At 62.8% G+C, this 25944-nt stretch carries 25 protein-coding genes and 1 pseudogene; 17 read left to right on the forward strand and 9 right to left on the reverse strand.

Annotation, left to right across the window (positions count from 1 at the left end):
- Positions 1–40: 40 nt before the first annotated feature.
- Complete coding sequence (gene groES / locus ACG33_RS12080; protein ID WP_066923361.1) at positions 41–331, reverse strand: co-chaperone GroES; 291 nt, start codon at positions 329–331, stop codon at positions 41–43.
- A gap of 245 nt (positions 332–576) precedes the next feature.
- On the opposite strand from groES, the gene cutA reads away from it, so the two are divergent.
- The 12 genes from cutA (at position 577) to purD (ending at position 13284) form a co-directional block, all read left to right on the forward strand.
- Positions 577–942: a divalent-cation tolerance protein CutA gene (gene cutA / locus ACG33_RS12085; RefSeq protein WP_066921517.1), complete on the forward strand. Its 366-nt coding sequence runs from the start codon at positions 577–579 to the stop codon at positions 940–942.
- Between the two features lie 129 nt (positions 943–1071).
- Positions 1072–3441 carry a protein-disulfide reductase DsbD gene (dsbD, locus tag ACG33_RS12090; RefSeq protein ID WP_210399056.1) on the forward strand — a complete coding sequence of 790 codons (2370 nt, stop codon included), beginning with the start codon at positions 1072–1074 and terminating at the stop codon, positions 3439–3441.
- A 1-nt stretch (position 3442) separates the two neighbouring features.
- Positions 3443–4141 carry a TlpA family protein disulfide reductase gene (locus tag ACG33_RS12095; protein WP_066921521.1) on the forward strand — a complete coding sequence of 233 codons (699 nt, stop codon included), beginning with the start codon at positions 3443–3445 and terminating at the stop codon, positions 4139–4141.
- A gap of 175 nt (positions 4142–4316) precedes the next feature.
- Entirely contained in the window at positions 4317–4823 is a 507-nt protein-coding gene (gene aroQ / locus ACG33_RS12100; RefSeq protein ID WP_066923364.1) for a type II 3-dehydroquinate dehydratase, read from the forward strand.
- A gap of 20 nt (positions 4824–4843) precedes the next feature.
- Entirely contained in the window at positions 4844–5296 is a 453-nt protein-coding gene (accB, locus tag ACG33_RS12105) for an acetyl-CoA carboxylase biotin carboxyl carrier protein (protein WP_066921522.1), read from the forward strand.
- 106 nt (positions 5297–5402) lie between these two features.
- Positions 5403–6746 (forward strand): acetyl-CoA carboxylase biotin carboxylase subunit, encoded by a 1344-nt coding sequence (gene accC / locus ACG33_RS12110; protein ID WP_066921524.1) that lies wholly within the window; start codon positions 5403–5405, stop codon positions 6744–6746.
- Between the two features lie 16 nt (positions 6747–6762).
- A complete protein-coding gene (gene prmA, locus ACG33_RS12115; RefSeq protein ID WP_083536854.1) occupies positions 6763–7770 on the forward strand; it encodes a 50S ribosomal protein L11 methyltransferase in 1008 nt (335 codons plus the stop codon).
- Positions 7771–7774: 4 nt separating this feature from the next.
- On the forward strand, positions 7775–9010 hold the full coding sequence (locus tag ACG33_RS12120; RefSeq protein ID WP_066921525.1) for a DUF3426 domain-containing protein: 1236 nt from the start codon (positions 7775–7777) through the stop codon (positions 9008–9010).
- 29 nt (positions 9011–9039) lie between these two features.
- Positions 9040–10053 carry a tRNA dihydrouridine synthase DusB gene (gene dusB / locus ACG33_RS12125; protein WP_066921527.1) on the forward strand — a complete coding sequence of 338 codons (1014 nt, stop codon included), beginning with the start codon at positions 9040–9042 and terminating at the stop codon, positions 10051–10053.
- 78 nt (positions 10054–10131) lie between these two features.
- The gene (gene fis / locus ACG33_RS12130) at positions 10132–10359 is read left to right on the forward strand and encodes a DNA-binding transcriptional regulator Fis (protein ID WP_066921529.1); all 228 of its coding nucleotides are present in this window, start codon (positions 10132–10134) and stop codon (positions 10357–10359) included.
- 1 nt (position 10360) lies between these two features.
- A complete protein-coding gene (purH, locus tag ACG33_RS12135) occupies positions 10361–11947 on the forward strand; it encodes a bifunctional phosphoribosylaminoimidazolecarboxamide formyltransferase/IMP cyclohydrolase (RefSeq protein ID WP_066921532.1) in 1587 nt (528 codons plus the stop codon).
- A 38-nt stretch (positions 11948–11985) separates the two neighbouring features.
- Positions 11986–13284, forward strand: a complete 1299-nt coding sequence (gene purD / locus ACG33_RS12140; RefSeq protein WP_066921534.1) for a phosphoribosylamine--glycine ligase — start codon at positions 11986–11988, stop codon at positions 13282–13284.
- On the opposite strand, the gene ACG33_RS12145 is transcribed toward purD, so the two are convergent.
- From ACG33_RS12145 to ACG33_RS12160, 4 genes are all read right to left on the reverse strand, one after another.
- Positions 13196–13594, reverse strand: a complete 399-nt coding sequence (locus ACG33_RS12145; protein WP_066921536.1) for a hypothetical protein — start codon at positions 13592–13594, stop codon at positions 13196–13198. The genes purD and ACG33_RS12145 overlap by 89 nt on opposite strands.
- A gap of 183 nt (positions 13595–13777) precedes the next feature.
- Positions 13778–14389 carry a glutathione transferase GstA gene (gene gstA, locus ACG33_RS12150; protein WP_066921537.1) on the reverse strand — a complete coding sequence of 204 codons (612 nt, stop codon included), beginning with the start codon at positions 14387–14389 and terminating at the stop codon, positions 13778–13780.
- A 36-nt stretch (positions 14390–14425) separates the two neighbouring features.
- Positions 14426–15271 carry a histidinol-phosphatase gene (gene hisN, locus ACG33_RS12155; protein ID WP_066921539.1) on the reverse strand — a complete coding sequence of 282 codons (846 nt, stop codon included), beginning with the start codon at positions 15269–15271 and terminating at the stop codon, positions 14426–14428.
- A gap of 75 nt (positions 15272–15346) precedes the next feature.
- The gene (locus ACG33_RS12160; protein ID WP_066921541.1) at positions 15347–17197 is read right to left on the reverse strand and encodes a bifunctional diguanylate cyclase/phosphodiesterase; all 1851 of its coding nucleotides are present in this window, start codon (positions 17195–17197) and stop codon (positions 15347–15349) included.
- Between the two features lie 639 nt (positions 17198–17836).
- On the opposite strand from ACG33_RS12160, the gene ACG33_RS12165 reads away from it, so the two are divergent.
- Positions 17837–18199 carry a helix-turn-helix domain-containing protein gene (locus ACG33_RS12165; protein ID WP_066921543.1) on the forward strand — a complete coding sequence of 121 codons (363 nt, stop codon included), beginning with the start codon at positions 17837–17839 and terminating at the stop codon, positions 18197–18199.
- Positions 18196–19506 (forward strand): type II toxin-antitoxin system HipA family toxin, encoded by a 1311-nt coding sequence (locus ACG33_RS12170; protein ID WP_066921545.1) that lies wholly within the window; start codon positions 18196–18198, stop codon positions 19504–19506. Before ACG33_RS12165 ends, ACG33_RS12170 begins: the two co-directional genes overlap by 4 nt.
- A 265-nt stretch (positions 19507–19771) precedes the next feature.
- Here ACG33_RS12170 and ACG33_RS12175 read toward each other — a convergent pair.
- The 3 genes and pseudogenes from ACG33_RS12175 to trxA all read right to left on the reverse strand — a co-directional run.
- Positions 19772–19933, reverse strand: a pseudogene (locus ACG33_RS12175) (DUF3363 domain-containing protein); the annotation flags it as partial.
- Between the two features lie 177 nt (positions 19934–20110).
- Positions 20111–21367 carry a transcription termination factor Rho gene (gene rho, locus ACG33_RS12180; RefSeq protein WP_066923366.1) on the reverse strand — a complete coding sequence of 419 codons (1257 nt, stop codon included), beginning with the start codon at positions 21365–21367 and terminating at the stop codon, positions 20111–20113.
- A 191-nt stretch (positions 21368–21558) separates the two neighbouring features.
- A complete protein-coding gene (trxA, locus tag ACG33_RS12185; protein WP_066921548.1) occupies positions 21559–21888 on the reverse strand; it encodes a thioredoxin TrxA in 330 nt (109 codons plus the stop codon).
- 567 nt (positions 21889–22455) lie between these two features.
- Between trxA and ACG33_RS12190 the strand changes: the two genes are divergently transcribed.
- On the forward strand, positions 22456–23946 hold the full coding sequence (locus ACG33_RS12190) for a DEAD/DEAH box helicase (protein ID WP_083536858.1): 1491 nt from the start codon (positions 22456–22458) through the stop codon (positions 23944–23946).
- A 76-nt stretch (positions 23947–24022) separates the two neighbouring features.
- On the opposite strand, the gene yrfG is transcribed toward ACG33_RS12190, so the two are convergent.
- Positions 24023–24766 carry a GMP/IMP nucleotidase gene (yrfG, locus tag ACG33_RS12195; RefSeq protein ID WP_066921550.1) on the reverse strand — a complete coding sequence of 248 codons (744 nt, stop codon included), beginning with the start codon at positions 24764–24766 and terminating at the stop codon, positions 24023–24025.
- A 202-nt stretch (positions 24767–24968) separates the two neighbouring features.
- Between yrfG and ACG33_RS15830 the strand changes: the two genes are divergently transcribed.
- Positions 24969–25451 (forward strand): DUF3301 domain-containing protein, encoded by a 483-nt coding sequence (locus ACG33_RS15830; protein WP_083536859.1) that lies wholly within the window; start codon positions 24969–24971, stop codon positions 25449–25451.
- Between the two features lie 265 nt (positions 25452–25716).
- The gene (locus tag ACG33_RS12205) at positions 25717–25941 is read left to right on the forward strand and encodes a DUF465 domain-containing protein (protein WP_066921552.1); all 225 of its coding nucleotides are present in this window, start codon (positions 25717–25719) and stop codon (positions 25939–25941) included.
- Positions 25942–25944: the final 3 nt, after the last annotated feature.

Here is a 25944-nt window from a genome sequence, read left to right on the forward strand (position 1 = left end):
TTCGACAATGATTTCGATGATGAAACGTACGCGAACGCCGTTACTTCTCGATCACCGCCATTACGTCTTCTTCGCGCATGACCAGCAGCTCTTCGCCGTCGACCTTGACTTCGGTGCCGCTGTACTTGCCGAAAAGGATGTTGTCACCGACCTTGACGTCCAGCGGACGGACTTCGCCGCTCTCCAGGATCTTGCCCTTGCCCACGGCAATGACCTTGCCCTTGATGGGCTTCTCTGTGGCCGAGTCAGGGATCACGATGCCACCGGGGGAGGTGCGCTCCTCCTCGAGACGCTTGATGATCACGCGATCGTGCAAGGGACGGATTTTCAGTTTCTCAGCCATAGCTCGAACCTCGACTCAAAGATCGATTTAAGGGATGGATCAGGAAAGTCTGGACAGGAAAATCCTGACCAGAGAAATCGTGGGATGGACACATCGCCGGACGGCCGGCAAAGTTAGCACTCACCCCATGCGGGTGCTAATAATAGGCATCGATGGGTTAAATTCAAGGCCTGAACCGATATGAATTTCCGCTTTCCGACAGACCGGATCCCCGGACGAACCCGGAACGAAGCATGACCCGGTCCACCCCGAAAAGCCCCATCGTCCTTGCATGGACCAGCTGTCCCGACCAGGCCGGCGCCCAGGCCATCGCCGCCACCCTGGTCGGTGAGCGGCTCGCCGCCTGCGTAAACCGCATCGGCGGCGTGAGTTCCACCTATTTCTGGGACGGGCGCCTGCAGGAGGACGCCGAGGTTCTGCTGGTCATGAAAACCACGGCGGCGCGGCTGCCCGACCTGAAAGCGCGGCTGCTGACCCTGCATCCCTATGAGTTACCGGAATTGATCGCCGTGGAGGTCGTCGGCGGGAACGAAAGCTACCTCGACTGGGTCCGACAGGGTGTCGCGCTGCCGAATGAAGCCCTGGCGAACGAAGATTGACACGCGGTTTTCCGGGTCGAACCGGGTCAGGATGTCCCGGCATGCCCCAGAATACCCCTAGAGCACCCGCCTGCCCAAAGGTCCGGAACCTTGCCGCACCCGATGATCCTGAACCCCCTATCCAGATCCTTGACCAGATCCTTGACCAGATCCTTGTCCCAAGGCTTGTCCTGCCTGCTGCTCTACCTCGCGGCCATGGCGCTCCTCCCGCCGGCTTCGGCCGCGGAGGATTTCCTGCAGCCCGAACAAGCCTATCGTTACGCCGGCCGGGTCGATGATGGACAGTTGATCCTCACCTGGACGATCGAGCCAGGCTACTATCTCTACAAAAGCCGCATGGGTATCGCCGCCACGACACCCGGCGCCGTACTGGGCGAGCCGCGCTGGCCCCCAGGCGAATCCCACACGGACGAGTTCTTCGGTACCCAGGAAATCTATCGCGGCACCATCGAGGTGCCCGTCGCGCTGTCGTTCGCATCCACCCCGCCGGCGATGCTGGAGTTGGAATTGAAGCTGCAAGGCTGCGCCGACGCCGGGCTGTGCTATCCGCCGCTGAAATGGAAAAGTACCCTCGATCTCGACCTCGCGCCCCGCGGCGCCGGGCCGGGTACCGCTGCTGTCGCCCCTCCAGGTAACCTGCGCGCGGGCGGCGCGCGGGCACTGTTCGGCCGCGGACCGGCAGGCGCCGACGACTTCCTGTCTCCCGATGAAGCCTTTCGCTTCGATGCGGGGATTGCCGACGCCGATACGCTCACTCTGACCTGGATCATCGCCGCGGGCTATTACCTTTACCGCGACCAGATCCAGATCGAAAGCGCCACCCCCGGCATCCTGTTGAGCGCGCTGCGGCTGCCCGCCGGCCAGCCCAAGCATGATGACTCCTATGGCGATACCGAGGTCTATTACGGCGTCCTCGAGGCCACCCTGCCCATCGTCCGCACCGCCGGCTCAGGAGAGACCCTGGACCTCCGGCTCCGCTATCAAGGCTGCGCCGAGGACCGGCTGTGCTACAACCCCGTCGTTCGCACCGTGGCGCTGATGTTGCCGCCGGCAGTCACGGCCGGGAGCGCATCCATCCCGGCCGCATCGACCGGTGCGCTTCCGGCCGGACCGCGCAGCCGGCTCGAACCGGCCATGAACGAACTCACCTTCGCTTCGCGCCCATCCAACGACACCGCGAGCAACGCCGCCGCGCCCGCCGAACAGGACCGGCTGGCCTCTCTGATACGCGAGGGCCGGCTGCCCATCGTGCTGGCGACATTCTTCGGCCTGGGCGTGCTGCTGTCGCTCACGCCTTGCGTGCTGCCCATGATTCCCATCCTGTCCGGCATCATCGTCGGCCAGGGCGGGAAAGTGACACCCGCCCGGGGTTTCTCGCTTGCCTTGGTCTATGTACAAGGCATGGCCCTGACCTATGCCGCGGCCGGCGCCGCCTTTGTTCTCGCCTTCAAGCAAGCGCCACAGGCATTTTTCCAACAGCCGTGGATCATCGTCGTTTTCGCGGCGTTGTTCGTGGCCTTGGCCCTGGCGATGTTCGGCGCCTACGATCTGCAGCTGCCCGGCGCACTGCAAACCCGGTTGGCGTCCATCAGCAATCGCCAGAAGTCCGGCACCTGGATCGGCACCTTCGTCATGGGCGCACTTTCGGCGCTCATCGTCACCGCCTGCGTCGCCCCCGCCATCATTGCCGCCCTGTCGGTCATCAGCCAGACCGGCCTGATCGCCCGTGGCGCCGGTGCGCTGTACGCCACCGGCCTGGGCATGGGACTGCCCCTGCTGATCGTCGGCGCCTCGGCCGGATCGCTGCTGCCCAAGGCCGGTCCCTGGATGAGCAGCATCAAGTCGCTGTTCGGCGTCTTGTTCCTGGCGGTCGCGATCTACCTGCTGAATCCGCTGCTACCGGGCGGGCTGGTGCTGCTGTTATGGGCGCTGCTGGCGGTCACGACGGGTTTCTGGATCCTCAGCCTGAAATCCCGCGACGGCACCGCGGTGGCCGCCCCCGTACGCGGGTTGGGCGTCATCATGCTTGTCTACGGCATCCTGCTGCTCATCGGCGCCGCTTCCGGCGGGCGCGATCCGTTGCAACCCCTCGATCGGCTACGCGGCGTCGATCGCAGCTCCACCGCCCGCGAACTGGAGTTCCAGCGGATCAAGACCCTGGACGACCTGCAGCGGGCGATCCGGCGCGCCGGTGCCGCAGGCAAGAGCGTCATGTTCGACGTTTATGCCGACTGGTGCATCTCCTGCAAGGAAATGGAGAAATACACCTTCACCGATCCCGGAGTCCGTGCCGCCCTGGCCGGCGTGGTATTGCTGCAGGCCGACGTCACCGCGAATGATGGGCACGATCAGGCGCTGATGCAGTATCTAGGCATTTTCGGTCCGCCTACGATCGCTTTTTTCGGCGTGGACGGCGTGGAGCGAAAAAATTTCCGGCTGGTAGGATTCGTTCCCGCGGAACGCTTCCAGCGCCATGTCACCTCGGCATTCTCCGGTTGAGATGAAACCACTTGCCTATATCGCCATCGCCTCGCTTGCCGCCACCGCCGGCTTCGGCCTCTACCGGTATGCCCTGGTGCCGTCTCACCCTCCGGAGAGCCAGGCCATCCCGTTTTCCGGCTTTCAGGCCTCGCCGCCCGGCGCCGCCGCGCAGGCTGCGGCGTTGGCGCCCGGAGTCCCGGCGGAATTGCCCGATTTCACGCTCGCCGACCTGGAAGGCATCCCACGCTCGATCAGGAGCTGGCCTGGAAAATCCATGATCGTGAATTTCTGGGCCACCTGGTGCGCCCCCTGCCGGCGGGAAATTCCCCTACTGAACCAGCTCCAGCAGCAGCATGCGGACACGGGCTTCCAGGTCGTGGGCGTCGCGGTCGATTTTCACGACGATGTCCTGCGCTATGCACAGGACATCGGTATCCGCTATCCCATCCTCATCGGCGAACAGGATGGCCTGGACGCCGTCAGCCGATTCGGTCAAGGCGGGCTCGGTTTTCCATTCACGGTCTTCACCGACCGGCAACACCGCATCGTGATGTTCCATCTCGGCGAGCTCCATGCCGAGCAGGCGCAGATACTGCTGGATGCGGTAACCCAGGTCGACCAGGGCGAGCTGACGCCCGCACAGGCACGCGCCGCGGCTGCTCGCCGGCTGACCGCCCTGGAGGCCCGGGCAGCTCGGCCGGACGCGCCACCGCTCTGATATATTCCCCTTCGCTCTGTATCGGCTGCGATTCCCGGCGGCGGCCCCGATGATCCGGCATTGGGTAAAATCGGCCTATTTCGCATCGAATGATCGCCAAATAGCACCCAATCTGGTTAAATTCGCGCCTATTTACGCTGAAACCGACTGCTGTCGATCCGTTCGCGACGCCTACATGGCCCATGTATTACTCCTCAACGGCCCCAATCTGAACCTGCTCGGCAGCCGCGAGCCGGCGAAGTACGGTCGTGCCACGCTGCCGCAGATCATCGCTCGCACGACCGTGCTGGCCGCGGAACTGGGCCATCGGCTGTCCGCCTTTCAGAGCAATGCGGAGGCGGAACTGATCGCCCGGATCCAGGCGGCGCCGGCCGAGCAGATCGCATTCATCATTTTCAATCCGGCGGCGTTCACGCATACCAGCATCGCGCTGCGCGATGCGCTGCTAGCGGTCAAGATTCCCTTCATCGAAGTACACCTGAGCAATGTGCATGCACGGGAATCGTTTCGGCATCATTCATATTTCTCGGACATCGCCCTGGGAACCATCACCGGCTTGGGTGCGCTGGGCTACGAACTGGCGCTGCATGCCGCGGCGCAGCAGCTTGCCTCGATGACCGAAGCCGCAGCGCCCCCGCAGCCCGCCCGGCGCCCCTCCAGCCGCGGCAAGTCGCCGAGATAACGACAATAAAAGAGGACTCCATGGATATACGCAAGGTAAAGAAGCTGATCGAGTTGCTGGAGGAATCGGGTATCGCGGAAATCGAGATTCGCGAGGGCGAGGAATCGGTACGCATCAGCCGCTATTCGACCAGTGCGGCCGCCCAGGCTCCGGCCTACGCATACGCCGCCCCGCCCGCGCCGCTTGCCGCAGCCCCGCCGGCAGCTCCGGCGGCCGCGCCGCCGCTTGCCGCGAAAGCCGATCACACCGTCACCGCACCCATGGTCGGTACCTACTATTCGGCCGCCGCGCCTGGCGCGAAGCCCTTCGTCGACCTCGGCAGCGAGGTCAATGTCGGGGATACGCTCTGCATCATCGAAGCCATGAAGATGATGAATCAGATCGAATCCGACAAGGCCGGCCGTGTCACTTCCGTACTCGTCAAGAACGGCGATCCGGTGGAATTCGGCCAGCCGCTGTTCACCATCGAATAACGTCCGCCCCCGAACCGCGAACAGGGACCGAAGTGATCCCATGCCCGCAAGCTGCGGTCCGCCCGGTCCCGCGCGAGGCGCCTGGCCCTGCCGATCCTGAAGAACCATGCTCGAAAAAGTAGTCATTGCCAACCGCGGGGAAATAGCGCTGCGCATCCTGCGCGCCTGCCGCGAACTCGGCATCAAGACAGTCGCGGTGCACTCCACCGCCGACTTCAACCTCCAGCACGTCCTGCTGGCGGATGAATCGGTATGCATCGGCCCGCCGGCCTCCAAGGACAGTTACTTGAACATGCCGGCGATCATCAGCGCGGCGGAAGTGACCGACTCCGTCGCCATCCATCCCGGCTACGGCTTTCTTTCCGAGAACGCCGATTTCGCCGAACGTGTCGAGAAAAGCGGCTTCATTTTCGTCGGTCCCAAAGCCGAAACGATCCGCCTGATGGGTGACAAGGTGTCCGCCATCCGCCTCATGAAGGCTGCCGGCGTGCCCTGCGTCCCCGGCTCGGGCGGCCCGCTCGGCGGCGAACCCGATGAGAATTTCCGTATTGCACGCGAGTTGGGCTATCCCGTCATCATCAAGGCCGCCGGCGGCGGCGGCGGGCGCGGCATGCGTGTGGTACACAGCGAAGCCACCTTGCTGAACGCCATCAATGTCACCCAGGCCGAGGCGGCGGCGGCCTTCGGCAATCCCGAGGTCTACATGGAGAAGTTCCTCGAAAAACCGCGCCATATCGAAATCCAGGTTCTCGCGGATCATTACGGCAACGTGGTGCATCTAGGCGAGCGCGACTGTTCGCTGCAGCGCCGCCATCAGAAGGTGATCGAGGAGGCTCCGGCGCCGGGCATCAGCGTGAAGCAACGCAAGTCGATCGGCGATCGCTGTATCGCCGCCTGCCGCGAAGTGGGCTATCGCGGTGCCGGCACCCTGGAATTCCTGTACCAGGACGGCGAATTCTATTTCATCGAAATGAATACGCGCGTGCAGGTCGAACATCCGGTCACCGAACAGATCACCGGCATCGACATCGTCAAGGCGCAGTTGCGCATCGCCGCGGGCGAGCGGCTGCCCTGGGCCCAGAACGATATCGTGTTTCGCGGTCATGCCATCGAATGCCGCATCAACGCCGAAGATCCGAACGGATTCATTCCCTCACCCGGTCCGATCAAGCTGTTCCATGCACCCGGGGGACCCGGCATACGCATCGACAGTCATCTCTACAGCGGCTACACCGTTCCACCTCACTACGATTCCATGATCGGCAAGGTGATCGCCTATGGCGAGGATCGCGATACGGCGATCGTGCGCATGAAGAACGCCCTGTCGGAAATGGTGATCGAGGGGATCAAGACCAACATCCCACTGCACCAGGAAATATTCAATCACGCTGCCTTCAAGGCCGGCGGATTGGATATCCACTACCTGGAACGCCGCTTGGGGATCAAGTAGCAACGGCCATCGTCGCATGGCTTTCCTGCAACTCAGTATCGATATCGGCGCTGCGGAACCCGCGCCCTTCGAGGATGCGCTGCTGGCGGCCGGTGCCTTGTCCATCACCTTGCAGGACGCCGCCGACGATCCCGTGCTGGAGCCCGCTCCCGGCACGACTCCGCTGTGGCCCTGCGTGCGCATCCAGGCGCTGTTCGATGAGCACTGCGATGCCGAGGCACTGCGTCTCATCATCGACATCGTGCAGCAAGGCATGCGCCGGGATCCAGAAGCTGCCCGGTCCGCTGACGGGGTGCAGATGCCGCACATCCGCCCCCGTTTCGAGATCCTCGCCGATCGTGCCTGGGAGCGCGAATGGCTCAAGGATTTCCAGCCCATGCGCTTCGGCCGCCGGCTCTGGATCTGTCCCGGCGGCCAACGCCCCCCGTCCGAGAACACGGCGACGCCGGCCTGCCTGGTCGAACTCGACCCCGGCCTGGCCTTCGGCACCGGCACGCATCCTACGACGGCGCTCTGCCTGGCATGGCTCGATGGCGCCGAGCTGCATAATCAACGGATCATCGACTACGGCTGCGGATCGGGCGTACTGGCCATCGCCGCCCTGAAACTGGGTGCGCGCCGCGCCGTCGCCATCGATATCGATCCGCAGGCCTTGCTGGCGACACGGGACAATGCCGAGCGCAATGCCGTGGATGACCGGTTGAGCATCCATCTGGCGGGGACCGAAGCCATGGAGCCCGCCGATATCCTGCTGGCAAACATTCTTGCCGAACCACTCCAAGCGCTCGCCGCCACGTTCGCACAGCGGGTCGTTCCCGGGGGCAGACTGGTGCTCTCGGGACTGCTGCACAGTCAGGCGTCCGCCGTAGCACGCTGCTATGCGCCATGGTTCGACCTCCAGCCGCCGGTCCTGCAGATCCCGTCATGCGCAGAGACGGATGCCGGCCCAGAATCAAACCCCGGGCCAGATTCCGGACCGGATCCGTGGGTGCGCCTGGACGGCACCCGGCGCCGGAGCGCATGAACCCATGCTGACCCAGTGCCCCCAATGCCGCACGACATTTCGCATCACCCGCGAGATCCTGCGTATCGCCGATGGACAGGTGCGCTGCGGCCGTTGTCAGACTCAGTTCGACGCGCTGGAACGATTGTTCGAGGAACAGGACGATCTGGATATTCCGCCCGGCCGCTTGCTGCGCGAATCCGGCACACCCGCTCCCCAGGAGCCGGACACACCATCCTTCTTTCGCCCATCCGTCGCGTCATCGCCCGAGGCCCTGAATGACGCCGCCGGCAGCGGCGCGGACGAGGTCATGGACGACGTTATGGACGATGCCTGGGCCGATATCCTGAGCGGCGGCACAGACGGCGCCTTGGACAACGTCTTGACCGATACCTGGAACGACGCCTCGAGGGATCCTCCGGACGATGCTTCGAGCGATATTCGGGCCACGGACTTCGAACCGGAACCGATCTACGAAATCGAAGTCGATGCCTCGCATGAGGAAATCACCCTGGAAGGCCGCCGAATCGAAATCAGCGGTACCTATCAGGTGATGGACGATACCGGCCGCGGCAGACTGGAGGTGCGCGAAGAAAGCTTCCAGGAAGAATGGGCCGAGATCGACGAGCCGGAGCCTGACGCCGTGGAGAGTCCATCCTGGCCGGCAAGCGATGCCGCCCCGGCAGCCGATGCTACCCCGGCGGCCGAGGAGGACGAAGATCTCCTGCCGGCCCCCCGGCCCCGCCGCAGCGCCCTGCGGTGGAAAATCCTGTTTCTGCCGCTCATTCTGGTTCTGGCCGCGCAAGTGATTCACGCCAACCGCGCCGTGCTCGCACGCCATCCGCGCCTGGGGCCGCCGCTGACCGGGATTTATCGGCTCCTGAGCCTGGATCTGCAACCCGAATGGGATCTGCATGCCTATGAGGTGCGTCAGTGGGGCATCGTTTCCGACCCCGCAACACCCGGCATGCTCAGGGTGCGCGCCAGCATCCGCAACCTGGCCGGCTTCCCGCAGCCCTATCCTTTGTTGAAGCTGGTGCTGGAGGATCGCTGGGGCGAGCAGGTGCGTGCGCGCAACTTCGAACCCGCCGAATATCTCGATCCCGGCATTGCACCGGATCGCCTGCTCGCCCCCGCCCAAACCGCGAATGCCACGATCGTCATCGTCGATCCCGGACCGGATGCCGAAGGCTTTCACTTCGATGTATGTCTGCGCGGCTCCGCGGGACCGGTATGCGCGGCCGATCTTCCCGGGCGCTGATATCCGGGCATTGATGTCCGGACGTCGACATGCGTATCGGTCCCTACGAACTTGTCAACAACCTGGCGCTCGCCCCCATGGCGGGGGTGACCGACCTGCCGTTTCGGCTGTTGTGCCGCCGCATGGGCGCCGGCATTGCGGCGGGAGAAATGCTGACCTCCGCGACACATCTGTGGCGCACGCCGAAATCCCGCCGCCGCATGGATCGCCGTGGTGAGGCCGAGCCGCGTATCGTGCAGATCGTCGGCGGCGAACCGCGCATGATGGCCGAGGCGGCCAGACGCAATGTCGATACAGGCGCGCAGATCATCGACATCAATATGGGCTGTCCGGCAAAAAAAGTCTGTAACAAGGCGGCCGGCTCGGCGCTGATGAAAGATGAAGCGCTGGTGCGCGCAATCCTGGAAGCCGTGGTTACAGCGGTCGACGTGCCGGTGACCTTGAAGATGCGCACCGGCTGGGATGAGGCGAATCGCAACGCGGTCGCCATCGCTCTCATGGCCGAAGCGATCGGGGTTCAAGCCCTGGCCGTGCATGGGCGCACCCGCGCATGCCTGTATCGCGGCAGTGCCGAATACGACACGATCCGCAAAGTCTGTCGGAGCGTCTCCATTCCGGTTTTCGCCAATGGAGACATCGACTCCCCGCACAAAGCGAAGTTTGTACTTGAACAAACCGGCGCACAGGGCCTGATGATCGGCCGCGCCGCGCAAGGAAGACCATGGATTTTTCGCGAAATCGACACCTATCTACGTACCGGCGTCGTGCTTCCCGAACCTTCGGCGGCCGAAGTCCGTGATATCATGCTTGCACATTTACACGACCTGCACACCTTCCATGGAGGTGCTGCGGGCGTCCGAGCGGCGCGTAAACACATCGACTGGTATGCGAAAGACCGCGCCCGGACACATGTCTTGCGCCTTGCCGTGATGCGCGCGGAAGATGCATCCGGCCAACTGGCCTGCGCGCAAGCATATTTCGATGCACTGGCAGCAGAATCCGCGGCCCAGGACCGCGGCGGCGATCGTCCCGGCGGACATTAGATTTGGGGAGAGCCCATGACACCGAGAAAAAAAACCAGTGTCCGCGGAGATTTTCTCGCGCGCCCCGCCTGCCGCACGATGCCGCTGCGGGCGATGACGGCGGAAGCACTCGAGGCTTATTTCGCGACACTCAACGGCCACAAACCGGGCCAACTCTACGATCTGGTGCTGCGCGAGGTCGAGGAGCCCCTGTTCAAGGCGGTGCTGGACTACGCGGCGGGCAATCAAAGCCGCGCAGCCGAAATCCTCGGCATCAGCCGCGGCACCCTGCGCAAGAAACTCAAGACTTACGGACTGACGAACTGACGTGACCACACCCATACGCCGCGCTCTCCTGAGTGTCTCCGACAAGAACGGCCTGCTCGAATTCGCCCGCTCGCTGCATGAACGCGGCGTCACGATCCTGTCCACGGGCGGCACCGCCAGCCTGCTCGAGAGCAACGGCATTCCCGTCACCCAGGTATCCAGTCATACCGGCTTTCCCGAGATCATGGACGGCCGCGTCAAGACGCTGCACCCCAGGATCCATGGCGGACTGCTGGGACGACGCCGGATCGACGCGGAGATCATGCGCGAGCATGACATCGAACCGATCGATCTGCTGGTCGTGAATCTGTATCCGTTCGCGGCCACCATCGCGCGGCCCGGTTGCTCCTTCGAGGAGGCGATCGAGAACATCGATATCGGCGGTCCGGCAATGGTGCGTGCCGCAGCCAAGAATCATGACCGCGTCACCGTGGTCGTCGATCCCGGCGACTACGCCGGGGTGCTGGACGAACTGACGCACAACGGCGAGGTGTCCCTGGCCAGCCGCAAGCGTCTGGCGGCAAAGGCGTTCGCCCATACCGCGAATTACGACACTACGGTATCGGACTATCTGCAGCGTGCCCTGCAAGCGGACGGCGCCGGCAGTGCAAGCGAGTTTCCAGCGGTCCTGACGCTGGGCTTCGACAAGCGCATCGATCTGCGCTACGGCGAAAACCCGCACCAGGCGGCAGCGTTCTATGCCACTCGCCCGGCCAGCGGCGCGCAGACGCCGGGCACCGGTGTCGGCAGCGCCCGGCAGCTGCAGGGCAAGGCGCTCTCGTACAACAACATTGCCGACAGCGACACCGCCTTCGAATGCGTGCGCCAATTTCTGGAGCCTGCCTGCGTCATCGTCAAACACGCCAACCCCTGCGGCGTCGCCGTGGGTGCCGATACCCTCGAAGCCTATGACAAGGCGTATCGTACCGATCCGACCTCGGCCTTCGGCGGCATCATTGCTTTCAATCGTCCCCTGACCGCGGCAAACGCGCACGCCATCCTGGATCGCCAGTTCGTCGAGGTGATCATTGCGCCGGACGCCGATGCCGACGCCCTGGAAATCTGCTCGCGCAAGGAGAATGTTCGTGTACTGGTCACCGGCGCTCCGGCTGCGAACACCGGGCAGCTCGAATATCGCAGCGTGAACGGAGGACTGCTGGTGCAGACGCGCGATGAGGGCATGGTGACGAGGAAGGATCTCAAGATCGTCACCCGGCGCCAGCCGACACCGCGCGAACTCGACGACCTGCTGTTCGCCTGGCAGGTCTGCAAATATGTCAAATCAAATGCCATCGTCTATGCCAGGGATCGCATGACCGTCGGCGTCGGCGCCGGCCAGATGAGCCGCGTCGTTTCCAGCCGCATCGCCGCCATGAAGGCCAAGGATGAGGGGCTGGACGTTGCCGGCGCGATCATGGCCTCGGATGCCTTCTTTCCCTTCCGCGACGGACTGGATGTGGCCGCCGAGTTCGGCATCGAGGCGGTCATCCAGCCCGGCGGTTCCATGCGCGACAACGAGGTGATCGCGGCGGCCGATGAGCACGGCATGGCCATGGTACTGACCGGCATGCGCCACTTCCGGCATTGATTCCAGTTGTCGATACAACACTCCTGCAGCCATCCTCCATGAAACTCCTGATCATCGGTGCCGGCGGACGCGAACATGCGCTGGCATGGAAGGCCGCGCAGTCCCCGCGCGTGAGCATCGTCTACGTCGCCCCGGGCAACGCCGGAACCTTGGCGGAGCCGCGCGTGCGCAATATCGACATCGCCGCCGACGATATCGATGCGCTGCTTGAATTTGCAGAGCGCGAACGCATCGACTTGACGATCGTCGGTCCGGAGGTGCCGCTGGTCCTCGGCGTCACCGACGCCTTCGAAGCCGCCGGCCTGCGCTGCTTCGGTCCGCGTCGCCTGGCGGCCCGCCTGGAAGGCTCCAAGGCCTATACCAAGGACTTCATGAAACGCCACGGCATTCCCACCGCGGCCTATGCCACATTCACCCGGGGGGACTTCGATGCCGGCTGGGTACACGCCCAGCGCCCGCCCCTGGTGGTCAAGGCCGACGGGCTGGCCGCCGGCAAGGGTGTGGTCATCTGCGCAACCACACAGCAGGCAGTGGCCAGTGTCGAGGCCATGTTCAGCGGACAGTTCGGCGCCGCCGGCCATACCGTCGTCGTCGAGGAATTCCTCGAGGGCGAGGAAGCCAGCTTCATCGCCATCGTCAGCGGTGAACACATCCTGCCGCTGGCCACCTCGCAGGATCACAAGCGTCGCGACGATGGCGATCGGGGACCCAACACCGGCGGCATGGGGGCCTACTCACCCGCTCCGGTCGTCACGCCCGCCATCCACGAGCGCATCATGGACGAAGTGATGCGGCCGACGGTTCGCGGTCTGATCGCCGACGGTACGCCCTATGTAGGTTTCCTGTACGCCGGATTGATGATCGGCGCCGACGGCACTCCCAAGGTTCTCGAGTTCAACTGCCGTTGCGGCGATCCCGAAACCCAGCCCATCCTGATGCGTCTGGAATCCGATCTGACCCTGCTGTGCGAGGCGGCGCTCGACGGCCGCCTCGATACGATGGAGGCTCGCTGGGATCCGCGCGCCGCACTCGGCGTCGTCCTGGCTGCCGGCGGCTATCCCGATCAGGTCCGCAGGGGAGACGTCATCCACGGCCTGGAAAACGCGGCGAAACTGCCGGGCAAGGTGTTCCATGCCGGCACCGCCATGGTCGAGGGCCGGCCCACCACGAACGGCGGCAGGGTGTTGTGCGCGGTCGGGCTCGGTGCCACGGTCGGCGAGGCGCAACGTGCCGCTTATGCGCTATGCGCTACGATCCACTGGGAAGATCAGCAATATCGCCGCGATATCGGCTACCGGGCGATCGCGCGCCATCCTTCAAATCCACATCGAAGCTGACGACGATGTGGCCACCGCCGGGCGTCCCGCTGTCCGACAGCTCGAAGGCATGCTCGATACCTTCCTTGCTGGGCGGCGATCGCGCCAGGGATGTCAGTGCGTCACGCGGAATCGTCAGCCACAGGCCGGTCGGATCGCTGTCCAGCTGCCACTCGCCGATGACCGCCGCCGCCGGCCGTACACTCAGGGAAAATGAATGCTTCTGCGGCAAAGCCACCTTGAGCGTCACGGCTCCCCCGCTCAACAATCGATCCAATTCCAGGCGAGACACCCGGCAACGCATCGCCTGTTCGGAAAATCTGACCCTCATGACGACCTGTCCTCCCGGCCCGGCACCATCTGTCCGGACTTCCAGGTCGACAAAGATAGCGCGAGATGGTGCGGACGGCATAGGCGTCCCGGACATTCAAGGTTGGCTTGACCCATCCCGCTCATGGCCCCGGTCTGCCGTGAATCCCGAAGCCGCGGCAGACCGGGGCCATGAGCGGGACAGTTAGGACCCGAGCAGCCCTTCGGCCTGCAAGGCGCGCTGCACCCCCGGGCGGGCGCCGACGCGCTTCTGGAAAGACTGCAGGTGAGCATAGGGTGTCAAGTCCAGATTCATTACACCCGCCCAATTCAGCACCACGAACAGATAGGCATCCGCGACCGTAAACTGTTCGCCCATCAGGAAGCTGCTCGCCGCGAGCTGCTGATTCATATAGGCAAGCCGCTGCGCCAGGCGCTCGCGTATCACCGGCTTGTAATCCTCGGGCGTATGCGGGGCGAACAACGGACTGAAGGTTTTGTGCAATTCGGAAGAAATGAATGCCAGCCATTGCATCAGGCGATAGCGCGGCATCGTCCCCGCCGGCGGCGCCAGAGAAGTCTCCGGCTTCTGGTCCGCGATGTACTGCAAGACCACACCCACCTCGGTCAATCGCTCGCCCCCGTCCAACTCCAGCACCGGCACATAGCCGAGCGGATTCACTTGGCGAAAGTCTGCGCCGCCGGCCAGTGTCTTGGCCTTCAGATCGACAGGCTCCGCCCGGAAGGCCAGACCAGCCTCGTACAGGGCGATATGAGCCGCCAGGGAGCAAGCACCGCGACTGTAATAAAGTTTCATGACATCGGCCTCCTGAGATTTCGGAACTCGAATCGTTCAATCCTGCGCGTTCAGTGCCTCGATGACCTGTGCGTGCAAGCCGGCGCCCGAGGCGATGACCACTTTGTCCGCCTCCCAGGCCGCCTGCCCGGCCCAATCGGTGATGATACCGCCGGCACCCTCGATGATCGGAATCAGGGCCTGGACATCCCAGGGCTTGAGGTCCGCCTCCACCACCAGGTCGGAGCTGCCGGCTGCCACCAGGCAAGGCGTGTAACAATCGCCGCCGAAGCGAACCGCGCGCGCACGTGCAGCGACCCGCTCGAAAGCCGGCCTGAGTCCGGGCGCCGCGAACATGAGCGGATCGGTCGCACACAGCACCGCCTCCTCGAGCCGCACTCCGGCGCGCGCCGACAGCCGCGTCGTCTGCGAACCGCGGCGCAACTGCGCCCCCTGCTCCGAGCCCAGGAATGTCTCCCCGGTGTAGGGCTGGCGCATCACGCCCAGCACCGGCCGGGTACCGTCATTCAGCGCGATGAGCGTTCCCCAGTGCAACTGCCCCAGAACGAACGCGCGCGTCCCGTCGATGGGATCGATCACCCAGGTATAAGGGCTCGCACCCACCTGCAACCCATGCTCCTCGCCCAGAATGCCGTGTGTCGGATAGGTACGCTGAATCTCCCGGCGAATCGCCGCTTCCGCCTCCCGATCCGCGAGCGTGACGGGATCGAATCCTTGCCGATCCTTGTTCTCCACATCGAGCAGCCGGGTGCGAAAGTGCGGCAGGATCTGTGCGCCGGCCAGATCGGCGAGATGTACGGCGAACTCCAGCAACCCGGCAAGTTCGGCGGGTGTAAGCGAAGAGGATATGGGATCCGTGCGCGGTGGTACGGGACTGGACATGAGCGTTCACCAGAGGATGAACGCAGCATCATGCCTGCCGGGTGCGCAAAAATCATCCGTGCCGGCGACGACCGGTCAGCCCAGCATCTGCTCCAGGAAGAACGGTTCCGGCGCCGCCTGCGAGGTCGTCTCGCACGCCAGCAGATCCAGGACACGCTCGCCGCTGCGCAGAACGAAGCTGTTGCCCTGTTTCTGTTTCGCCAGTTTTTTCACATGGGTCAGCAGGTTCGCGATCGCATCGGCGCTTGCCGCGCCCGGCGTTTCGGAATCCAGCGCCGCCACCGACAACGTCAGCATGGCGAATTCCCGCCTCTCTCCGTCCCGTCCAGGCGCCACGATACGGCCTGCCGCCGCATGTTCCGGCGAATAGAATCTCGCCGCCGTGGCCGAAAACTGCTCCAGGATGCGCATTATCCGCTGGCGCCAGTCCGCGGAGCGCACCACGACCAGAAAGTCATCCCCGCCGACGTGGCCGACGAAATCCAGCCGCGCCGAGAAGTTGCTCTTGAGCAGGCCCGCCAGGTGCAGGATCACCTGATCGCCGTTCGCATAACCGTAGGCGTCGTTGTAGGGTTTGAAGCTATCCAAATCGAAATAGGCGATCACGAAGCGTTTACGGTTCTCGATCAGCCGATCCACACGATCGCGCACTGCCGCATTGCCCGGCAGCAAGGTCAGCGGATTGGAGTGCTTGGCCGATTGCAGTTGCTGTTCGGTGATCAGGCGCAACACATCGATCGTCTGGCCCAGCCCGAGATAGCGCCCATCCTTGGTGATCACGAATTCCTCGCTCAGACGGGGCCGGCCCTTCTGGGTCACCAGACGGCTCACCTGCTCGAGACGCAGCTGGCTGTCGACCAGCAGGGTCGGCGACTCCATGATCGCGACCACCGATTTTTTATTGTAAATCTCCGGATGCAGGGGTTTGGCCAACAGATCGAACAATTGTTCGCGCCGCACGACACCGAGCGGCCGGCCTTCCTGCACGACGGCGAAGGTCAGATGCTCGGGATTGTCGCGAAACAATTCGGCCAGCTTGCCGACCCGCATTCGCGGCGTCACCGGCGGCACATAGCAGGCGATATGCTCCGCGCTCAACGCCGTCGTATGGGTCACGATGGAGCGGTCCAGGGATTCCAGCTGCTGTAGGGCCAGCATCGGCGCGGCTCCGGGCCGTCCGAGCAAATGGCCTTGCAGGCGGTCCACGCCCAGGTCCACCAATTCCCTGCATTCCTTTTCGGTCTCCACGCCTTCGGCGATGACACGGCAACCCATGGCACGCCCCATATCGAGTATGGAGCGTACGAATTCCATCTTGGTGCGATCCGCATCGATACCGCTGACGAAATAACGGTCGATCTTGACGTAGTCGGGTTTCAGCTCGGACCAGGTGCGCAGTCCCGAGGATCCCGCACCCAGATCGTCGATGGCGATGGCGATGCCGGCCTCGCGCAGGCTTTGCAAGGTCGAGCGCAGCCGCGCATAGTCCTCCAGCAGGCTCTCCTCCGTCAGTTCCATGACACAGCGATCGGCCGGCATATCCGCCTCGCGCGCGCAGGCAAGAAAACGCCGCGCAAAATCCGGCTCTTCGTAGATCGTATCCGGCGACACATTGATGAACAGCAGCCCCGAAACGCGCGAGGCGACAAAGCGGCGGAAGGCGTTCCGAACGCACAGGAAATCCAGCTCCAGCTTCAAGCCGCCGCGGCGTGCCGCCGCGAACAGGTTTTGCGGCGAATGCAGCCAGCTGTCGGAGGGACCGCGCGTCAGCGCCTCGAAACCGCAGACGGCTCGCGCCCGCGGATCCACGATCGGCTGGAACAAGGTCGAGACACGTCCCTCACGCAGCACGTCCATGAGTTCGTGAGTGGCGGCATCCAGCCTGCGCAGCCGCAAGGTCGGCGAGTCGGGTCGTGAATCGGACATGGATTAAGTACAACCGCGCGATCCGGGTAGGGTTCATATCTCCTGCAACCAGCAAATTAATGATCCTCGCGGCACGGGATCCGAGAAATACATCCCAACGTGAAATTTCACCCCGGCAGCCGCAGTGATGAGCGGCTCCAACTGTGACCCGATCGACATTCTTGCCCGCAGGGAGGGCGGCGCACAGGCGCTTCGGCAAGATCGACATCCGGCGCCTGGCCGCGCTCGGGCCGCTGCGGGCATTCGCCGGCGGGCGGCTCCGGCGCGAATACCCGGCTGCTTCCCCCTACGGTCGGGATTTGACAATGAGTCAAATATCCATGTATGAGCACACGGCGCCCGCCGCACCAAAAATGTAGTGCCGACTTCTGGCGTAAGCTATTGATCGTATTCGCCTGAGACCCTGATTCTGCTCAAGTTGGGCTAACCTTCTCGACGCCGGTATCATCTAGACGCCATTCCTCTGCGCTCGGACTACCGCCCAGGAAAAACCCCTAAATAACGACTTACATATGATCTATAATTCGGATATTTAGGCGTTTAGAATCATATAAGATCCTTAATAATCAAGCACAAAACCTATCATTAATAGTTCATATGTGATACCTTTGCGCTGTATAGCGCCGATAAGAGCCACATATGATTCTTAATTTTTCATCAGGCACAGGAAACACCGAGACCACGTTGCGTGATCTGGGAGCACGGCTGGCCAAGGTTCGCCTCAGTCGCAACCTCACCCAAGCACGACTGGCACAAGAAGCCGGAACGTCCCTGCCCAGCATTAAACGGCTGGAGGCCGGGCGAAACAGCTCGCTCGACACCCTCATCCGGGTCCTCAGGGCTCTCAACCTGGGCGATCGCGTTCTCGACATCCTTCCCAATCCTGACGTCCGGCCAGTCGAACGGGTTCGACATGAAGGCCACGAGCGTCGTCGCGCACGAACCCAAACCGAAGTGGCCAAGGCCACGGACTGGGCATGGGCCGAGGAAGATGAACAGTGACCAACGCCACCGTCCGCCTGTGGGGTAGAGAGATCGGCGCCGTCAGTTGGCTCGACGACAGAGCGATCGGCGTATTCCAATATATGCCCGATTTCGTCCAGAGCTCCTTCGAGCTGGCACCCATCATGATGCCGCGAAGCCCAGACCCTTACGAATTTCCGGGGCTGCCGCGAGACGCATTCAAGGGTCTGCCCGGCATGCTGGCCGACTCCCTTCCGGACAAGTTCGGCAATGCTCTGATCGATGCGTGGCTTGTAACGCAGGGTCGATCAACCGGCAGTTTCAATCCCGTCGAGCGTCTCTGCTACATCGGAACGCGCGGCATGGGCGCGCTCGAATTTCATCCAACGATCCATCAAACATCACGCAAACCCCAGCACCTTGAGATCGCCGCGCTCACCAAGCTGGCTAACGACGTCCTCAATAACCGCGCCAATCTCTCCGGCGTCCTCAACGGCGAAGACGACCACGAAACTCTACAGGAGATCCTTCGCGTCGGGACATCGGCAGGCGGTGCGCGCGCCAAAGCCGTTCTCGCATGGAATGAGAAAACTGGTGAATTTCGATCCGGCCAGATCAAAGCCGGAGAAGGTTTCACCTACTGGCTCATGAAGTTCGACGGCATCTCCAACAATCGAGACAAAGAGTTGGCCGATCCACAGGGCTTTGGCTTGATCGAGTACGGCTTCTTCCTCCTGGCCCGCGCCGCCGGCATCGATATGACCGAGTGCCGCGTCCATCACGAAGGCGTCCGATCGCATTTCATGACGCGGCGCTTCGATCGCACAGCCAGCGGCCAGAAGCTCCACATGCAGTCGCTCGCTGCCCTGCGCCACTATGACTTCAACGCGGCGGGGGCCTATTCCTACGAGCAGGCGGTCGAGACGATACGGCTCCTTGGCCTACCTGCCTACGACATCGAACAACAGTTTCGCCGCGCGGTCTTCAACATCCTCATCCGGAACCAAGACGACCACGTCAAAAACATCGCCTTTCTCATGAATAGGAAGGGGGAATGGCGCCTGTCACCAGCGTTCGACGTCAGCTACGCCTACAATCCGGATGGAAGCTGGACGCACCAGCACCAGATGAGCCTGAGCGGCAAGCGTGATCATTTCGAGCTCTCCGATCTCATCAGGTTCGGCGTTTTCTGTGACATCAAACCGAAGAAGGCCGAAGACATCATCCGTGGAATGCATGAGCAGGTCGACAACTGGCTGACCTTCGCGGAACAGGCCGGAGTTGCCGAGAACACCGCGCGAGCTATCCACAACGCCATGCGGCGTGAAATCGTAGTACCAGGCTAGATTGACCGCAGTGGTGAGCAACGCCTGGTACACGTCTGCCTCGACCGACCTCACCTCAATACTTTACCTCGCCTAGTGACATGATCGAAGGGAAAGATGTGCTCCTGAGGCAAGTCTTCACACCGGCCAACGATCCGGGAGAAGAATTCGAGACCGCCTGAACGTGCAATGACTCTTCCCCGGCATATTGGGCACACACTCGTATATCGCGCTATTTTCAGGCTCTTTTCTGGGTAGCGCGGTAACGACTTTGTTTTCGACGCACACGTGCACCGGCCGAACCTTTGACTTCCGCCACCGCGCCGGTGGGGTATTGCTCCAGTTCCGTCCGGGGCGGCAGTGCGACGTAGTGCGTCTTGCCATCGGTGCCATCGACGATCAGGTAGCCCTTGTCGTACAGCTCGTCAGCCAAGCCCTTGGCAGCGACTGAGGTGCTTGATTAGCGGCCCTGCCACGCAGGGCTCCGTTTAAACGCCGCCACCCTTCTGCTTTTTTGAACTGGTGTCGGAACCAGCGCCTCTGGCGTCATCTGGCCCCCTTTCAGGGGCCAAAATTCAGAATCCACCACCCCAGCGCAAGATTCGCGACTCCGCACTCGAAAAACTCAGCGCTTCATGGCATCGAAGAATTCGCTGTTGGTCTTCGTGTCCTTCATCTTGTCGATCAGGAATTCGATCGCCGCCAGCTCATCCATCGGATGCAGCAGCTTGCGCAGTATCCAGATCTTATGCAGCTCCTCGGGCGAGGTGATCAATTCCTCGCGGCGCGTACCGGAGCGATTGATGTTCACTGCCGGGAAGACCCGCTTCTCCGATACCCGGCGATCCAGATGGATTTCCGAGTTGCCGGTGCCCTTGAACTCCTCGTAGATCACATCGTCCATGCGTGAACCCGTATCGATCAGCGCCGTGGCCAGAATGGTCAGCGAGCCGCCTTCCTCGATGTTGCGCGCCGCGCCGAAGAACCGTTTCGGCCGTTGCAGCGCATTGGCGTCGACACCCCCGGTCAGCACCTTGCCCGAGCTGGGTACCACGGTGTTGTAAGCGCGGGCCAGGCGCGTAATGGAATCCAGCAGGATGACGACGTCGCGCTTGTGTTCGACCAGCCGTTTGGCTTTCTCGATCACCATTTCGGCGACTTGCACATGACGCGTCGCGGGCTCATCGAACGTGGAAGAAACGACTTCGCCGCGCACCGTGCGCGCCATTTCGGTCACTTCCTCGGGACGCTCGTCGATCAGCAATACGATCAGATAGACGTCCGGATGATTGGAGGTGATGGAGCTGGCGATATTCTGCAACAGCATCGTCTTACCGGCCTTGGGCGGCGAGATGATCAGCCCGCGCTGTCCTTTGCCGATGGGTGCGACCAAATCGATGATGCGCGCCGTCATGTCTTCGCTCGATCCATTGCCGCGCTCCAGCTTGAAGCGCTTCGTGGGATGCAGCGGCGTCAGATTCTCGAACAGCACCTTGTGCTTGGCGCCTTCGGGAGAATCGAAATTGATTTCGCCGACCTTCAGCAAGGCGAAATAGCGCTCGCCGTCCTTGGGGGGACGGATCAGGCCCGAGATCGAATCGCCCGTGCGCAGATTGAACCGGCGAATCTGGCTGGGACTGACGTAGATGTCGTCGGGACCGGCCAGGTAGGAGCTGTCCGCAGAGCGCAGGAAACCGAAGCCGTCCTGGAGGATCTCCAGCACGCCATCGCCGTAGATATCCTCACCCGAGCGTGCATGGGTCTTGAGGATCGAGAAAATGATGTCCTGCTTGCGCGAGCGGGCCAGATTCTCCAGGCCCATGCGCTGTGCGATCTCCACCAGCTCGGGGACCGGCTTGAGTTTCAGCTGCGTCAGGTTCATCGACTGGCGCGAAGCTGCCAGCTCGGATGGAGAAATGATCCCCATGTCGTCATCATCGAAATCATCGGCCGGCAGCTCCTCACGCTGCGATTGCCGGTGATTTCCGCCGCGGTCGCGATTACCGTCGACGTTGCCGCGGCTCTGACGACTCTTGCCCGGTCGATTACGGGCCTGATTACCTAGATAGCCTCTCACAGTTTACCGTCCAGAAATGCGATGAGATCCGCTTTGCGCAGGGCTCCGACCTTCTGGCCTTCGACCTGACCGTTCTTGAAAAGGATGAGGGTAGGAATGCCGCGAACATTGAAGCGCTGCGGCGTCTTGGGGTTTTCGTCGATATTGAGCTTGGCGACCGTAAGCTTGTCCTTGTACTCGAGCGCAATCTCCTCGAGCATCGGGGCGATCGCCTTGCAGGGCCCGCACCACTCCGCCCACAAGTCCAACAGTACCGGCCGCTCGGCCTTGGTAATGTCGTCCTCAAAACTCACATCGGTAACGTGCACAATCGTGTCGCTGCTCACCAGGAAACCTCCAGCGGTTGATTTCGGCCGGTTCTAGGCCATGGAAAAGATCAAAAAATGAAAAAATGGATCGAAATAGAAAGTTGCAGTGAAAAAGTTGCAGTGAAATAGACGTCGGATGCCGTAAGGAATGGGACCGAAAAGAATCGATGTATCGCGCGCGACCAGCCCGGGGCGCTATCGGACGGGAAATGACCGAGTGACTGTCGGTGCTCGGTCGGGCACAATGGCCTTAGGGTGTTCCAGCCTCCGTACACATACCCGTGAACCAGTGAGCGGTGCTCGTGCTCGATGTAAGTCTATGTTCCAGCGCCAGTATATGACTCGCCACTACCCGGATGGAGCACCCCGAACGGCGCCCTTGAGAGGGTCTTTTTGCGAAAAGCTTGAAGCCGGTAATCCGGTCAGGGCGGGCGCGGATGACTCCGCTGCGTCGGAGCTTATTAAAACCGGGCCCTTCATAATTTGCAAGCCTCGGATCTCGACTTTCCTGTTCCGGACGCCCTGCACCGCTACGACTTGGACCGCCACGCCCCCCACTCACCACAAACCGGCATACCCTACCGAATGTCCGACTCGCACCTGACCGAGCAGTCCTTTTCCGGCCTGCACCTGCCCGAAAGCCTGCAAAAAGGCATCGCGGATGCGTCCTTCGAGCGTTGTACGCCGATCCAGGCGCAAACCTTGCCTCGAGCCCTGGCCGGACTTGATGTTGCTGGACAGGCACAAACAGGAACCGGAAAAACAGCTGCATTTCTGGTTGCGTTGTTTGCACGCCTCATCAGAGAGCCGATCCCCGCATCCCGCAGCCACAATGCGCCACGGGCGCTGATCATTGCGCCAACGCGTGAACTCGCCGTCCAGATCCATCACGACGCCGAAATACTCGGCTCCCACACCGGCCTGTCGCTGGGCCTGGCCTTCGGCGGCGTGGACTACGAGAAACAGCGCCAACAGCTTGCACAGGGCGTGGACGTGCTGATCGGCACACCCGGACGCACCATCGATTTCTTCAAGCAGCGGGTGATCGAGCTGCGCTCGGTACAGGTACTGGTTCTGGATGAAGCCGACCGCATGTTCGACCTCGGCTTCATCGCCGATATCCGCTACATCCTGCGCCGTCTGCCCGCGCCCGAGAATCGCTTGAACATGCTGTTCTCGGCCACCTTGTCACAGCGCGTCCTGGAATTGGCTTACGAGCACATGAACGATCCGATCCTGGTGCGCATCGAACCGGACAAGATGACCGTGGAGCGCATCCGCCAGGTGATCTACTACCCTTCCAACGATGAAAAACCCCGCCTGCTGGTCGGACTGCTCAAGCACATGAAGCCACAGCGCAGCATGGTGTTCGTGAACACGCGGCGTGCCGCCGAGGAAATCGAACGCCTGTTGCGCGCCAACGGCATCGATGCCGAAGCCATTTCCGGCGATGTTCCGCAACGCAAGCGCCTGCGCATGCTGCACGACTTCCACGAAGGCAAACTATCGGTGCTCATCGGCACCGATGTCGCCTCGCGCGGCCTGCATATTCCCGACGTCAGCCATATATTCAACTATGACCTGCCGCAGGATCCCGAGGACTACGTGCATCGCATCGGCCGCACCGCACGTGCGGGTGCCGAGGGCGACGCCATCAGTTTCGGCTGCGAGGAATACGTGATCTCCCTACCGGACATCGAGACCTATATCGGCCGCAAGATCCCCGTCGAGCCCATCCCGCTGGAGATGCTGCCCGAAATCATCATGCCCGAGCCGCTGCCCCGCGGACATCGTTTTCGCGATCACGGCGGTCCACGCAGCGGTTCCAGAAACGGCGGTTCCAGGGGAGGCGGCGCCCCGAGGGGCCGCAAGCCGCCTCGATCCAACGGCTCGAAGCACGCCGCTCAGGCCCAGCCCGCACCCGGCGCTCCTGCCGATGGACAGCCGGCATCCGGAAACGCCGAACCATCCTCCGCGCGCAGCCGGCGCCGCCGGCGCAGCAAGCCTTCCGGCGAAGCGGATCCCGCATCTCCCGCTGCATCCACGAAAACCGCGCCCCCCGCCAAGGCCGAATGAATCCTGTCCGGCCGGCGCGTCAGGACCTGGATCGATGCCCCAGGGCCGGGGCCGGTGCGCCAGGATCCGCGCAGGATCAACCAAGGAATGCTCCACCGTCGGGAGTCGCGGCGGGTAGACTGTCCAGCAGCCGCTCGACAGCCTCGACCGCGGCGAATTCCTCCACCTGCCGCCCCTCGCAGGACGAGTCCGGCCGGGAAATCGCGAAAACCTGGCCGATACCATGCCGCTTCGCGGCCCGCAACACGCCCAGGCTGTCATCGACGAACAGGCTGCCTGCCGGGTCGAATCCCAGCATTGCCTGCAGTCTGGGCCAGAAAGCGGCCGATTCCTTGGGCTGCCCGAGGTCGTGCGAACTCACGGCCTGATCGAAGTAGCGCAATAGTCCGGTACGCTGCGCCTTGATCGCCAGACTGTCGCGATGAGCATTCGTCACCAGGATCTTGCGCAGCGGCAGCTCACCCAGGCGGCGCAGAAAGCGTTCCGCGCCCGGCAGGAAGCGCACCCGGTCGCTGACCGTACGCTTCAGGGCAGCCACATCGAATCCCAGTTCGCGCGACCAGAAGTCCGTGCAATACCAGGCCAGCGTGCCCTCATTGGCTTGAAACAAGGGCTGCAGCGCCGCACGCGCCGCCTCCAGCGACAAGGCATGCCGGGCTGCGTATTGCCGCGGCAGCAGTTGCCCCCAGAAATAATTATCGAAATGCAGATCGAGCAGTGTGCCGTCCATGTCCAGCATGACGGTATCGATCTCGCTCCAGCGCGGACGCCCCGGCTTCGGGATCGTGCCTGAAACAGGATGCCTCGATGTCGATGCCATCCACTGCGCTCCTCGTACCTGATCGGGCCGCCGTCGACGGGTGTCTACCGGCAACTTCGCCGGACTTGCGGCAGAATGATACCGGACCCGCCGCCGACGGCCAGCCGCCGATGAATCCCGTCGATGTCCGGCGGCCGGATCGTAGTAATCTGGGCGCCGGCTGGACCGTCCCGGCGCGAAATGTCCCACGAGTAATTTGCAGATGGAACTTGGTTGGAGCGCACTGGCGCTACTTTGTCTGGCAGGCCTGATCGCCTGGTTCTGGCAGGACAGCCTGGCCGCCCGCGAGAGCGCGAATGCCGCGGCCACGGAGGCCTGTCGACGCCTCGGGCTGCAATTCCTGGACGGCACGGCGGCATTCGTCCGGTTGTCGCCGATCCGTGAGTCCGGCCGCCTGAAACTGCGGCGCACCTATGTGTTCGATTACACCGCGAACAGCATCGAGCGGCGCCAGGGCTTCGTCATCCTCATCGGCAGCCGTGTGGAATCCCTCGGCTATGCACCCGGCGAAGTCTCCCCTGACGGCTCGCCGAGGCCGGCTGACACGCCCCGAGCGCAGATCCAAGGCCAAAGCGTTGTCGAATACCGTTTCGCACCAGACACGACCTCAGCGTTGATGCCGCCTCGAAAGCATACCCTCCGGCTCAGTTCAAAACGGCGGCCTCCCGGTCAGGCGGCGAGGTAGCCGCCGCACCCTCCGCCGATACGCCCCATGATGCTCCCGCAGCAAGCGAACACGCTGCGCCGCCGCGGTATGCCGCGGCCACTGACGGCGCCTCGAACGTCCTCAATCTGGCACAGTGGCGCGCACGGAACCGCCCCTCGACACCCGCGGGGCCGCTGAATCACAAGAATCGCCGGCATTAGCCTGGAACCTCCATCGGCCTATCGCCTGCGACACGCCTGGACGCACTCGCCAGCCGCACGCATGTTGCGTAGAGTACGCAGTGATGACTGAAACGGAAGACAATGTCGAAACCGAAACTTTCCGACGCCTGGAAAGACTGAGGGAATTGCGCATCGAGCATCGCGATCTCGATGACGTCATTCACAGGCTGCAGATGGATCTGTACATCAACGAGGTGCAGTTGCGGCGCCTCAAAAAACGTAAGCTCCTGCTCAAGGACCAGATTTCCCGGCTGGAGAGCGAGCTGATCCCTGACCTGAACGCCTAGATT

The organism is Steroidobacter denitrificans, from assembly GCF_001579945.1.
GTDB lineage: Bacteria > Pseudomonadota > Gammaproteobacteria > Steroidobacterales > Steroidobacteraceae > Steroidobacter > Steroidobacter denitrificans.

Excerpts from the sequence above, each read along its gene's own strand:
- cutA (WP_066921517.1), top strand. The coding sequence starts at position 577 with ATGACCCGGTCCACCCCGAAAAGCCCCATCGTCCTTGCATGGACCAGC.
- ACG33_RS12095 (WP_066921521.1), top strand. The coding sequence starts at position 3,443 with ATGAAACCACTTGCCTATATCGCCATCGCCTCGCTTGCCGCCACCGCC.
- aroQ (WP_066923364.1), top strand. The coding sequence starts at position 4,317 with ATGGCCCATGTATTACTCCTCAACGGCCCCAATCTGAACCTGCTCGGC.
- accB (WP_066921522.1), top strand. The coding sequence starts at position 4,844 with ATGGATATACGCAAGGTAAAGAAGCTGATCGAGTTGCTGGAGGAATCG.
- accC (WP_066921524.1), top strand. The coding sequence starts at position 5,403 with ATGCTCGAAAAAGTAGTCATTGCCAACCGCGGGGAAATAGCGCTGCGC.
- prmA (WP_083536854.1), top strand. The coding sequence starts at position 6,763 with ATGGCTTTCCTGCAACTCAGTATCGATATCGGCGCTGCGGAACCCGCG.
- ACG33_RS12120 (WP_066921525.1), top strand. The coding sequence starts at position 7,775 with ATGCTGACCCAGTGCCCCCAATGCCGCACGACATTTCGCATCACCCGC.
- dusB (WP_066921527.1), top strand. The coding sequence starts at position 9,040 with ATGCGTATCGGTCCCTACGAACTTGTCAACAACCTGGCGCTCGCCCCC.
- fis (WP_066921529.1), top strand. The coding sequence starts at position 10,132 with ATGCCGCTGCGGGCGATGACGGCGGAAGCACTCGAGGCTTATTTCGCG.
- purD (WP_066921534.1), top strand. The coding sequence starts at position 11,986 with ATGAAACTCCTGATCATCGGTGCCGGCGGACGCGAACATGCGCTGGCA.
- ACG33_RS12145 (WP_066921536.1), bottom strand. The coding sequence starts at position 13,594 with ATGAGGGTCAGATTTTCCGAACAGGCGATGCGTTGCCGGGTGTCTCGC.
- gstA (WP_066921537.1), bottom strand. The coding sequence starts at position 14,389 with ATGAAACTTTATTACAGTCGCGGTGCTTGCTCCCTGGCGGCTCATATC.
- hisN (WP_066921539.1), bottom strand. The coding sequence starts at position 15,271 with ATGTCCAGTCCCGTACCACCGCGCACGGATCCCATATCCTCTTCGCTT.
- ACG33_RS12160 (WP_066921541.1), bottom strand. The coding sequence starts at position 17,197 with ATGTCCGATTCACGACCCGACTCGCCGACCTTGCGGCTGCGCAGGCTG.
- ACG33_RS12165 (WP_066921543.1), top strand. The coding sequence starts at position 17,837 with ATGATTCTTAATTTTTCATCAGGCACAGGAAACACCGAGACCACGTTG.
- rho (WP_066923366.1), bottom strand. The coding sequence starts at position 21,367 with ATGAACCTGACGCAGCTGAAACTCAAGCCGGTCCCCGAGCTGGTGGAG.
- ACG33_RS12190 (WP_083536858.1), top strand. The coding sequence starts at position 22,456 with ATGTCCGACTCGCACCTGACCGAGCAGTCCTTTTCCGGCCTGCACCTG.
- yrfG (WP_066921550.1), bottom strand. The coding sequence starts at position 24,766 with ATGGCATCGACATCGAGGCATCCTGTTTCAGGCACGATCCCGAAGCCG.
- ACG33_RS15830 (WP_083536859.1), top strand. The coding sequence starts at position 24,969 with ATGGAACTTGGTTGGAGCGCACTGGCGCTACTTTGTCTGGCAGGCCTG.
- ACG33_RS12205 (WP_066921552.1), top strand. The coding sequence starts at position 25,717 with ATGACTGAAACGGAAGACAATGTCGAAACCGAAACTTTCCGACGCCTG.